Below are 12120 nucleotides of genomic sequence, written 5' to 3' on the forward strand. Positions count from 1 at the left end.
GAGCTCCGATTGAATATCGAATCTCGATGGCTGCATAGTCTTTTTTTACAGCTGTCCACTTGACGGGGGTAAGACCAGGTTTTCTAAATCAATCTGTCCCTTTTTTATCATATGCATGGCTTCAACGCCACTCAATATAGAGGTTGCTGTTTTAAATGACTTGAATCCCAACATAGAGCGTACTCGTTTCTTAATAAAACGATGGTATTGTTCCACCATGTTATTCAGATGTTTTATCTTCCTGGTTTGGATGCTGGCTGGCCTCTCTTTATCTAATAAAATAGAGATCCAGATTTACCACTAGATATTATGAAAAAACAATCAATTGTATTTAGCGCTGAGAAAAGAGTAGTTGAACAAATTGTGTAGGCTCTATATCTATATTAAATGATTTTGCACCAAAACCGAAAAAATGCTACTCCATTAGGTAAAGGAGTAGCATTATGTTGTAAAAATAGTAAATCATGAGAAGGTGTTAACTTAATTCTTTCTCATGTACCACAAAAAGTTCGATAAGGGCGGGATGATGGCGCCGGTGGTGTGCAGTACTCAGACTGTTCAGGAGAGTGAGCATAAGGGTTTGAAAGAACAACAAGCAGTTGTTCCATTACGCTGTGGTCCCCTTGTTTGACTGCGGCATCTAATGCTTCTTCCACGCGGTGATTTCGTGGGATTATCGCAGGATTGGTGTCTCGCATCAGCTGATGTGAAGAAGATTTCGATTCCTCCTGTCTGCTTAATCTTGCCTGCCATTTTTCATTCCACTTCGTAAATTCTTGACTTTTAAACAAATCGGTATCTTTATGTGTATCAAAAGTTAAAGAAAGGAAGGTATTAGTATAGTCTGCACGATATTTCTCCATAATTTTAAGGAGCTCATCAATGAGGGCTTTATCTTCTGCTTCTTCGTTAAATATACCTAGTTTGGTCCGCATCCCAGCGAGCCAATGCTTTTCATACAGTGTGCCGAAATCTGAAATCGCATTTTGGGCTATTTGGGCAGCTTGTTCTAGGTCTGTATGTAGAATCGGCAATAGAGATTCTGCAAATCGCGCGAGATTCCACACACCAATATACGGCTGGTTACCATAGGCGTATCGGCCTTGCGTGTCAATGGAACTAAATACCGTTGCTGGGTCATATTCATCCATGAAGGCGCAAGGACCATAATCGATGGTTTCTCCGCTAATGGTCATGTTATCGGTATTCATTACCCCGTGAATAAAGCCAACGAGTTGCCACTTTGCAATTAAGCTGGCCTGTTGCTTCATCACTTCTTGTAGTAACGCTAGGTATGGATTTTCCTGTGATTGAATAGCTGGAAAATGACGCTTAATCGTATAGTCAGCCAAAATTTTTAGCTCCTCAACTGAACCGCTTGCTGCTGCGTATTGAAATGTGCCAACGCGTATATGACTGCTAGCTACACGTGTCAAAATTGCACCTGGTAAAGCAGTTTCGCGTATGATTGACTCACCTGTTGATACTATAGCTAGACTACGGGTAGTAGGAATACCAAGCGCGTGCATTGCTTCACTGATAATATACTCGCGTAGCATTGGTCCAAGTGCGGCGCGGCCATCCCCTCGGCGGGAGTATGGTGTTCTACCAGAGCCTTTTAATTGAATATCAAATCGTTCACCTGAAGGAGTAATCTGCTCACCGATTAGCAGCGCACGGCCGTCTCCTAGCATGTTGAAATGCCCGAATTGATGCCCTGCATAAGCTTGAGCAAGAGGGATAGAACCTTCGGGAATTCGGTTTCCAGCAAGAACCGCTACTCCATCTTCGCTTTGTAGTTCCTCAATGTTTAGCCCTAGGGATGTTGCCACAGGATGATTGAGAATGATTAACTTTGGTAAGCCTACAGGGGTTGGGCTAAGGGTGGAAAAAAATGATTTCGGTAGACGGGCATAACTATTGTCTAAGTTCCATCCGGTTTCTTTTGTTTCTTTTTTCTTTTTCATTGTATCTCCTTCTTTTACGTTTTTTTCTGTTACATAAAGCATAGATATAAATATTCAATGATATTCTCCATTTTATTGAGAATATAGAAGATTGGAATTTAATATTGATTAGTTGGTGCGCATTGTTTTTATAATTCACTTGTAGTTATGTACATTATATCCTTAATCCATGAAAAAAACGTATTAGTACTTGTTTTTTATAAACTATAATATTTTATCATTTTAACCGAGAAGACCTCCACCTCTAAAAGAAGTGAAGGTGGGGGATGAATCGGTTTTTTCTTTTTAAAGAAAACGTCTCTTTTTTGTAGAACATATGTTTGTTTTGGCGTATGATGATCTTATCAAATAAAATGAGGTGAGAACAGGTGAAGAAAGCGTATTTTTCGAAACGGATCTATAAGATAGATGTACCGCATGAAATGGTAGATGCATTGGCAGAGACAATCGAAACATGTAATCAGGCGAAGCGCTTTGCGTTTCAAATGATTGTTCGGGAAAAACGTTGGAACCGTAAGGTATATACAGACAGTCTTCATCTCGTTCTCAAGCGGAACTATCAATTGAATGATTATTATGCAAACAGTGCGGCGCAAGAAGCAAAGGCGTTGTTTACAGGTTTAATGGAGTCACAAAAACGATATGAGAAACAAACACAAGAGAAAATTAAGAAGCTTAAGAAAAAGTTGAAACAAGAACGGACAAAACTGACAAACCTTCTTAAAATCAAACAAAGTTGTGTGAAAGGAAAGCTGACGTTTCCAAAAAACACGCGCTTCGCGAAGCATAACAACCTCATCTCCTTATCCCGTAAAAAAGACACATTGATTTGGCTGAATCCTTTTCATTTGAGCACCAATACTTGGATGTTCAAATGAAAAGGATTCAGGCGAAAATCGGCCTTTTAACCCACAGGCAATACCGTTTAAATCAGAAACTTACATCATATAAAACGCATATTCCAAGCGCGGTATTTGGAAGCAAAAAACTATTTCGCTCTCAATTTACCACCCGCGAGTTTGTACGTAACCATGACAAATGGAAAACATTCTTTTCCCGTGCTCGAAATAAACAACTCATTCTATCTGGCCGTAAAGATGCCAAACATGGGAATTTTGTGTTTCAGTATGTGCCTGAGACAAAGGGATTATGGATGACGACAAGTTCCGGAAAAACACTGATGTTTCCAGCTGTTACGTTCCCGTATGGACAAGAAGTCATTGAGAAAGTAATCACAACCCAATTACAGTGTAAGAATAAGAAAAAGCATGGCAAACCGATTGCATGGTCTGTTGAAGACCACGGGGAGTATTACATTGTAAAATGTTTACTCGATGTGCCGAAAAACCCTCATACGAATTACAGTACATCAGATGGTGTCATCGGTGTAGATTGTAATCTTGAGCATTTTGCTTGGGCAAATGTAACGAAGGATGGAAATTACAAAGGAAGTGGTGCCCTTGTTTTTTCTATCATGGGTAAATCCACAGGACAAATCACAAAGATCATCGAAGTGGAAGCGATTCGCTTAGTGGACTTAGCGGAGCGGTATAACAAGCCGATTGTCATCGAGAAGTTAGATACAACCCAATCGAAAACAGGGAATCGATATGGAAATAAACATGCGAATCGAATGAGGAGTATGTTTGCTTATGAGAAGATGACAAGTGCAATTCTGAATCGTGCAGATAAAAGGAGCGTGGCTGTCTTTCAAGTGAATCCCGCTTACACTTCAATCTCCGGAAAGATGAAATACATGCGGAAATTCGGCATCTCTATTCATCAATCCGCGGCTTTTACGATTGGTCGCCGAGGGTTAGGGTATAAAGAAAAAGTACCTGGGGTGCTTCAGCCTTATATTCCAAAGAAAGACGCACATCACTGGAGCCATTGGCATCAATTAAACAATCGATTGGATATTCGCACGCATCATTTCTATCAGCTATACGATGTAGATCAACCGAAAGAAGTCTTACAAATCGAACGGTTACACTTGTTTGAAAATGAAAAGAAAAAACTAGCAAAACGATTTGCATGATAAAAAAGAGCACTTTGTCCCAGATTTTTACGCTTATTACCAGAGCAGATAACAAGTCTAGGAACTGGATGCATGACAAAGTGTTCTATCCTCGATATAAGAACAAAGTAGTTGTACCTATTTTGGTTGCCTTTCGTCGGAAGATAGAGTGGGTCGTCTTACATTACATACAGACACTACCGAACTCTATATTGTTGTATCCTCTTTGTTGAACGAGAGGAACTGTTTTTGTGAGGACAGAGACAGGAGAATCTCTCACCTCAAGCTCTTGTATAGGTAGGTGGGGGTAGTTCAATTAGCGGCTTATTAGGGTTCTTCGGCATTGGGTGGTTTAGTCTTTTTATGGTTGGCGTTGTTGAAACATCGCGGCAGGATTCAGTAGGAATTACGGTTAGCTTTGCACTTACGCTAAATCAAATTGCTATTATTTTAGCTCCGCCTGTTTTTGGCTTCATAGTGGATATCAAAGGGTATACGTGGGCGTGGATGTGTATGTGTATGGCTATATTGCTGTTTGTTTCAGCAATAAGTTTATTGGAAAATTGCAAAAAAAGTCATACGAATGACATTTTTTTGCAATATGATGTATAATCAATTTTGATATGAATTTTAAAATGGTGATATTAGGACATATAAATGAATTTGATTCTTATTAATATTTGCTTTTCGTTCATTTCCTCTTTTGAAATTCCCTATTATTTTGGCCGTAATGAGCTTCCTCTCTTTTTATTGTTTGCATGATTTATTTTACTTGAAAATTTTTCTGCATCTTTTCTTTTGACAATCATAATTTATTTTCCGTAATACTCGATAAATACCATGTTATTTTTGTTTGTTCGATAACTGAACATTTCACTATCTAGTTAATTTTGCTTATCGATGAATGCTAATAGATTACCTTTTTTGGCATTATTGTATATGTTGTTTGCAAGGAATGTTACATAAAAAAACAAAATTATAGTGAGATGAATCGGATTGTTGGGTGGAAATTTTATAAGAAAGAAATACAATAGTAAGTGATCAAAAATTTGAGTATGGGAAGCTTCTCTTGAATGACTTTCCAATAATACAAACTTTTTAGGAAGATATAGATAATCAAGAGACATGCTAATTTATAGTAGTAGAATTGAGGATGAAATAGTAATATGTAGTTCATTTCTCGAATATAGTTATTCAATAAATTTAAGCAAAAATTAAAGTCTTCTTTTAAATGAATAGAGATAGAATAAAACAATGAAAAGAGTAACAAGTATAAATTGAATAAAAAGAGGGCTCCTGTATGTTTAAGAGATGTTTAATCGTTTGCTTTATTATCGCGATTTTTTGCTTAAGTGTATATATGTTCATGCAAACAAATAAAGGTAAAACGCAGAATTTAAAGGCATTTTCAGATTCTACTAGTAAACTAGAAACAGATACACCGAAAGTAGATAGAAATCAGCGAAATCGTTATGCTGGGGCAACACAAAAATTAGACCAATATTTAAAAGAAAAGGGATTTAATGGAACGGTACTTGTGACGGATCAAAATAATGTGATTTTGCGAAAAGGGTATGGCTATGCAAATATGCAGGATAAAGTCTTAACAACGCCAAGAACAAAATATCGTATTGGTTCTATCACTAAGACAGTAGTGGCAGTGTCTATATTGCAGTTGCAGGAAAAAGGGGAATTGAATATAGAAGATAATGTAAATAAATATATTCCTTCATTCCCAGCGGATAAAAATATTACTTTAAGACATTTATTGACACATACATCTGGATTACCTGAACAAGGGCAAGGGAAAGTTGATGCGGCATCACGTTTAAAATTAGTGACATGGATTGGTTCACAAAATCTTGAATTCCCTGCTGGAACAGGTTGGAGATATACGGATTATAATTATATGGTACTTGCCTATGTTATAGAAAAAATCTCTAAACAACCATTAGCTGAATATGTAAAAGAACATATTTTCACTCCAGTTGGAATGCATGAATCTGGCATGGGGGAAAAATTCCCTGGAGATATATTTTTCGCAGAAGGTTATACAAAGAAAGATAATGAATTCATATCTACTCCTAGGTTAAGAATGAACTGGCTATACGGTTGTGGTGAAATGTATACAACTGTAGAAGATATGAAGAGATTAGATGAGGCGATTATGACTGGCAAACTTCTTTCCAAACAAAGTTTATCAGATATGTTTACTGTATCACCTGCAAGGAAATATGGATTTAGTTTTTACATTTATCCAGATTATTACCATAATCACGGTGTATTAGCTGGGTGGAATACATTTAATAATTTCAATTGGGATAAACGAATTTTTGTTATTCTATTCTCTAATGTTCAAAACGGTATGACCGATGAATTTAATCAGGAATTTCGGAAGATGGCAAAAGATTTATTGGAAGGAAACTAAGCGGTCTGTAGTATTCTGATTCATATAAATAAGTTAGATTTAGAAATTCTTTATAAATGATTTTATCCCGTATTAACGGGGAGTAAGACTCCCACCTCAAAATTCGGTGAAAGCAAAGAAGTTAGGTGGGGGATCAACTGACCGTAAAAGTCCGATTGGTGTGGGCTAATAATCAGTGGGGGATGAAGAAAACCCCCACTGATTAAAGTTTTACTTTATCTTAATGTTTCTAATCATAAATTCCCCATTCAAACAAAAAGTAATGACTTTCAGACTGCCCAAATATTTGATCGTAAACATGTCCTTTTTTCACTTGTATTGTTTCAACATTATTCAATTTCATTAAAAGTTCTTTAACGATCGATTCAGGTGAGTCTACATCAAATAAATCCACTTTAAATCTATTAATAAAATTTTCACTGTTTACGTATTCTAAACAAATACCCCTATACTTTAAAAAGTACTCATGAATCCATATGTTTTTTAGAGCCTCTATCCATTGTTTATCTGAAGGCGCTGGTTCATCACTAATATCCCATTCTTCTCCTTCAAACAATTCTTTCTTAAATATTGCAGCAAACGCTTCTTGAAGATTTTTAAATTAGCTTTTTTCAGCGAGTATTAAATCTACTACCATCTCATATTTTCTAAAGCTATATACATCAAATGATAAATTTGACAATCGGGCTTTTGCGATTAGTTTGGCAAATAAATCTCGTTCATTAAACAATTCTTGAATTTCATTTTTTATTATAAAAACCTCCTATCTGAGAATAAGTAAGAATTAAATTTTGACTATATCAATGTTTATATATATTAATGCATTTCTTAAGGGAATAGAATCGTTTATCCCGCATTAACGGGGAGTAAGACTCCCACCTCAAAATTCGGTGAAAGCAAAGAAGTTAGGTGAGGGATCAACTGACCGTAAAAGTCCGATTGGTGTGGGCTAATAATCAGTGGGGGATGAAGAAAACCCCCACTGATTAAAGTTTCACTTTATTCCTCCAATAATTAATTTGGAGTCTTTTCAATCCGGCATTCTATTTTGAATATTCCATTCTGTTTGTCCGTGTTAAATTAAAAGGGATTTTACTTTCGAAATACTCTTGTTTTTTGTAATTAATATTATACCATGCTGATATATACAGTATTATTTTCATTTAGTTTTTGTTTTTAATTCAAATTTCTATTTTTTCGATTATTAAATTTAAAAAATGTAATAATCAAAAGCCAACTTCTTTAATATTGAAGAAGCTGGCTCTTTAAATGACCTAACATAGAATTCTGTCCATAGAATCTTATCATTTTTTGTTAAAGTGATGAGAATTCTTCAACTAGTTTACTAAAGCGTCCTAGTGCACTTTCAATTGGTTTTGGCGTTGTTAAATCTACACCAGTTTTCTTTAAAAGATTGAGCGGATAATCTGAACTTCCACCTTTTAAGAATTCGATATAATTTTGCTGAGCGGTAGGATCGCTACTTAAAAGCTGATCTGCAATTTGAATTGCGGAAGCAAATCCGGTAGCGTATTTATAAACGTAAAATGGTCGGTAAAAATGAGGGATTCTAGCCCATCCATATTTTACTTCTTCATCGAATATGAGTGTATCCCCATTGTATTCTCTAAATAATTTTTCATATACATCATTAAATGCTTGGGCGTTTAATGGTTTACCTTGATGCGCCATTTCGTGCGTAATCTTTTCAAATTCAGCAAACATAACTTGTGTAAAGAAAGTTCCTTTAAATTGATCAATAAAGTGATTGATTAAATGGTTGCGTACGTCTATATCTTTTGCTTCTTTTAATAGATGGTGAATTAAGAGTATTTCATTCACTGTAGAAGCGACTTCGGCCACAAAGATTGAATAATGAGCAGAGATTCTTGGCTGAAACTTATGTGAATAATATGTATGCATACCATGCCCACATTCATGAGTAAGTGTAAAGAGACTATTTAAGTCATCATTATGATTTAACAGGATGAAAGGGTGAACGCCATATACGCCAAAATTATAGGCACCCGAACGTTTTCCAGGTAATTCTCTTACATCTATATAACGTTTATCTTTAAAACCTCGAAGTGTTTGAAGATATTCTTCACCGAGTGGAGAAAGGGATGTAAGCATGATTTCGAATGCTTCATCATAGGGAATCTCTTGCTTTACACCTTTTACTAAATCAACATTTAAGTCATACTGTCTTAATTCATCTAGCTGCAATTTTTCTTTTCGTAAATGATTATATGTATGTAGAGATGCAATGTTCTTTTTAGTTGTATCAATTAAAGTATCATACACTTCTTTTGGAACCATATCACCAAATAAAGACCTTTCTAAAGGAGATGGATAGTTTCTAATTTTTGAAATGGTAACATTGTTTTTTATAGCTGCTGTTAAGGTAGAAGCAATAGAGTTTTTTAATTGCACATAAGGTTGATAGTATGCTTTGTAAGCTTCTTTTCTCTTATCTCGACTTTCATCCTTAATTAATTTTGAATACATCCCGCGTGTTAAATTTACTTTATTACCATCCTTGGTTGTAACTTCTCCAAATGCAATATCTGCGTTATTAAGCATTCCGTATGTATGCTGAGGAGAAGAGAGAGCTTCACCCATTTGAGATAAGATTTCTTCTTTATCTTTGTTTAAAACATGTTTCTTATATCGATATAATTCAAATAAGTCTTCTTTAAAATATTGTAAGCCTTCGTTTTCCTCTATATAAGAATGTAATGTTTTCTCATCGATACTAAGTAAAAATGGAGAAAAGAAGGAACGAGCAGCACTTATTTTAACATGTAATTGTGATGCTTTATCTACAAGGGACTGCGCTTCTGTATCACGTGTATCAAGGTCGGATTGAAGTCTTGCATAAGCATAGGCTAAATTAAACAAACTTGATATTTCTTCACTTTTCGTAAGATAGGCAAGTAGGCTCTGACCATCATGGATAGTTCCATTAAATTTTTTTAAATCCTCTGTTAAGGTTTCGATTTTTTGATAGTCGTTTTCCCAGTTTTCAATCGTTTTATAAATATCCGTTAAATCCCACTTTTCTTGATCGGATACATCCATTCTATTTTTAAATTCTGTCATAATCATTTCCTTCCTAGATATGTATTTTGTATACTATAAGATTAATCAAGTAGTATCTCCACAAAATTATACTACTTTCATTTCTTAATCAGGTAATAATTTTCAGTACTCATCTTCAAACAGGCAATTATATATGGTAACTCCTGTTTCTTTTAACTCTAACGAAATTTCCTCCACTTCAGTATTCAACGTGTCAATGTCAAGAACCTTTATTCCATTGACTTGGAATGAAGAAGTGGTTAATTCGATACTCCGCCCCTAAAAAAGCCTTAAGGTAGTTACCTTAAGGCTCATAAATTAAGAAAGTATTTTTTCTATTTTTTTGTCATAATTAGTTACTATATTATTAATTTCAATTAACAAAGTATCCTCATCAGTTGCAGGTTCATAACCAATTATAACTTTTGGAATATCATAATTTTTTTTAAAATCAACTAGAAAATGTACTAGCTTTTTCAACCTTAACTTATTATCGTTCCTCTCATCCTTTAATATTTCATTTTCAGGAAAGTTAAATACAATGTCACCATATTGTTCATCAAACGAGAAAACTATTACTACGTTTTTTAATGAAATACCTAACTTCAATTCTTCTAAAAATATATTTCCTGTTCCTTTCGGTGATAGAATCTCTTTTATGTTTTTCACTTGAGAAAAATCCAAATCTTTTTCTGAAATATTATTATACAAATGTGATGATTTAAGTTTTAATGTAGATAATTTAAGTTCTCCGTAAATTAATTTATCAATTTTTCTCTTATTAAAATCAGTTAATATAATCTCTAAATTTTCCATTTATAACTCACCCTTTTTACTGGTCAATATACCATTTAAAAGTTCCATCAAGGTTTAATCGAACTCCATTTCCATCTTGTAGTTTTTTCTCCAAAAATTCTATTCCTTTAGGATTTTTAATTTTGATAAAACCTCCCGGTCCATCCATTATTTCTTCAAGATGTTTCAATGCTGTTTGATTTATTTGGTCTGGGCCGCCTTTAACTTTCCCAAAAATGCTTGGATTTCTTTATCTGTAATTTGTTTTTTACTTACTGCAAACCATGTAACATTGTTCATTGTAATACACCATTCTACAGAAGATAATCTTTTAATGCTTCCTCAATCATCGTATTGAAATCATTATATGTTTCCATTACTGTACTAGATGGTTTATCAATTTCTAGATAAGTACCGTCAAATAAGTTTTTTACAAAATACAAGTAGAAAGATTCATAACTCTCTCTACTTGTATTTCCCTACTAACAACTGACAACCAAGGTATCATTTGGTCGGTAGTGAAAATTTGGAAATGGAATAACTCTTTTTGGTTGTACTGTTTCAATAGTTCACTATCTCTAAATAACTTATAGTTTTGGATTGTGTACCAACTCATACTGTAAGAGGGTTTTTCTTCTTCTGGTACACTTAATAGATTTGTTGTTAAAGAAAAATCTGCTTTTAAACAGTCCGTAAATCTTAGTTTTAATAGTTCCTCCTCATCACTATTGTAATAGTCAATAGTTAAAACTAAGTCTAACAAATTATTTTCCCAATCAATACACTCGACAATACTATCGGTAAAATCTAAATTGTTGTAAATCTCTTCAAATCCATTTGCGATCAACATGTGGGCACCTCTATTTCTCAAAATAAAAATGTATCAAATCTCTTAATTCTTGTTTTGTTGCACTAGATGGAAAATTTCCAAATTTATCAAGCCAGCCTCCACCTTTATTTTGTACTTTAAAATAAGGTTTTCTATAGCTGGGTTAGGCATAATACGAATTATGTCTCCGTTCTCCGGATTGGTAAATTTTATTGCTTCTTGGAGGATCCACTACCTTAGCTCATCCATTATTTTTTTGCCAAGTCCTTATAACTTGCACTATCCTTTATTAGATTACTCGTATCCCTAGTGACATTTCCTCCTTTATCCAGCTTACCAGTTTTTTAAACTTTATTAACATGCCCACCAGAAAGGGAAGAAGACAGGGATTTTTGAAGGTTATAATGCAAATCTTCGCAAAGGACCAGGTACAAGTTACTCTATTATTCGGCAGTTAAATAAACCGGAAGCATAGCAAGTATGGAGCGAAAAAGATGGGTGGTTAAATCTTGGTGGAGATCTGTGGGTGTATAATAACCCTTCGTATATTCGGTTCGAAAAGAAAGAAACGGTGAATCCAATTGCAGGGAAACGTGTCGTTTTTAAAGTGGACAACCTCCGTTTCTATGATTCTCCATCTTGGCAGGATAAAGATGTTGGATTAGGATTTACAACTGATGCGAAAGTAACTGTAAATAGTTCGCTACAATATAAAGTACACAACAAGAAAATATTATGTAACAGCAAATGAAGCCTATGTACATACGAAGTAAGGAAAAAGGCCACGTGGCCTTTTTATTTTAATCTGTTGTACTCGTAATCTATTTTTATCAAATTTAAATAATAAATGAAATTTGATTTGGTAAATCAATATTTTTTAAATTCTTTATTCCGCTGCATTCTTCAACTTGATTTTGGACAGACTTGTTGGTCTTACCCCCGTCAAGTGGACAGCTGTAAAAAAAGACTATGCAGCCATCGAGATTCGATATTCAATCGGAGC

At 34.7% G+C, this 12120-nt stretch carries 6 protein-coding genes and 6 pseudogenes; 4 read left to right on the plus strand and 8 right to left on the minus strand.

The genetic code is table 11. The features are described from left to right. Positions 1-45: 45 nt before the first annotated feature. Positions 46-261: pseudogene (locus tag JDS96_RS28120) on the minus strand (DDE-type integrase/transposase/recombinase); the annotation flags it as partial. Between the two features lie 230 nt (positions 262-491). Further along, positions 492-1967 (minus strand): protein adenylyltransferase SelO, encoded by a 1476-nt coding sequence (locus JDS96_RS28125; RefSeq protein WP_199668777.1) that lies wholly within the window; start codon positions 1965-1967, stop codon positions 492-494. Between the two features lie 368 nt (positions 1968-2335). Here JDS96_RS28125 and JDS96_RS31750 point away from each other — a divergent pair. Continuing rightward, positions 2336-4005 (plus strand): annotated as a pseudogene (locus tag JDS96_RS31750) (IS200/IS605 family accessory protein TnpB-related protein). Positions 4006-4299: 294 nt separating this feature from the next. Further along, positions 4300-4596, plus strand: a pseudogene (locus tag JDS96_RS28140) (hypothetical protein); the annotation flags it as partial. An 18-nt stretch (positions 4597-4614) separates the two neighbouring features. Here the strand turns inward: JDS96_RS28140 and JDS96_RS32560 are convergent. Continuing rightward, a pseudogene (locus tag JDS96_RS32560) lies at positions 4615-4856 on the minus strand (hypothetical protein). Positions 4857-5284: 428 nt separating this feature from the next. On the opposite strand from JDS96_RS32560, the gene JDS96_RS28145 reads away from it, so the two are divergent. Further along, positions 5285-6412: a serine hydrolase domain-containing protein gene (locus JDS96_RS28145; protein WP_199668780.1), complete on the plus strand. Its 1128-nt coding sequence runs from the start codon at positions 5285-5287 to the stop codon at positions 6410-6412. Positions 6413-6641: 229 nt separating this feature from the next. Here the strand turns inward: JDS96_RS28145 and JDS96_RS28150 are convergent, their stop codons facing one another. The 5 genes and pseudogenes from JDS96_RS28150 to JDS96_RS28165 all read right to left on the minus strand — a co-directional run bounded on the left by JDS96_RS28150 (position 6642) and on the right by JDS96_RS28165 (position 11138). After that, positions 6642-6968 (minus strand): hypothetical protein, encoded by a 327-nt coding sequence (locus tag JDS96_RS28150; protein ID WP_242480006.1) that lies wholly within the window; start codon positions 6966-6968, stop codon positions 6642-6644. A gap of 758 nt (positions 6969-7726) precedes the next feature. Further along, positions 7727-9514, minus strand: a complete 1788-nt coding sequence (pepF, locus tag JDS96_RS28155; protein WP_199668781.1) for an oligoendopeptidase F — start codon at positions 9512-9514, stop codon at positions 7727-7729. A 297-nt stretch (positions 9515-9811) separates the two neighbouring features. Then, complete coding sequence (locus JDS96_RS28160) at positions 9812-10309, minus strand: hypothetical protein (RefSeq protein ID WP_199668782.1); 498 nt, start codon at positions 10307-10309, stop codon at positions 9812-9814. 293 nt (positions 10310-10602) lie between these two features. Beyond that, positions 10603-10725, minus strand: a pseudogene (locus tag JDS96_RS32565) (YrhA family protein); the annotation flags it as partial. Next, complete coding sequence (locus JDS96_RS28165; RefSeq protein ID WP_199668783.1) at positions 10719-11138, minus strand: hypothetical protein; 420 nt, start codon at positions 11136-11138, stop codon at positions 10719-10721. The gene JDS96_RS28165 and the pseudogene JDS96_RS32565, both read right to left, overlap by 7 nt. 373 nt (positions 11139-11511) lie before the next feature. Between JDS96_RS28165 and JDS96_RS28170 the strand changes: the two are divergent. Continuing rightward, a pseudogene (locus tag JDS96_RS28170) lies at positions 11512-11890 on the plus strand (SH3 domain-containing protein); the annotation flags it as partial. Between the last annotated feature and the right edge of the window lie 230 nt (positions 11891-12120).

Source organism: Bacillus cereus group sp. N21 (assembly GCF_016483395.1).
Taxonomy (GTDB): domain Bacteria; phylum Bacillota; class Bacilli; order Bacillales; family Bacillaceae_G; genus Bacillus_A; species Bacillus_A pseudomycoides.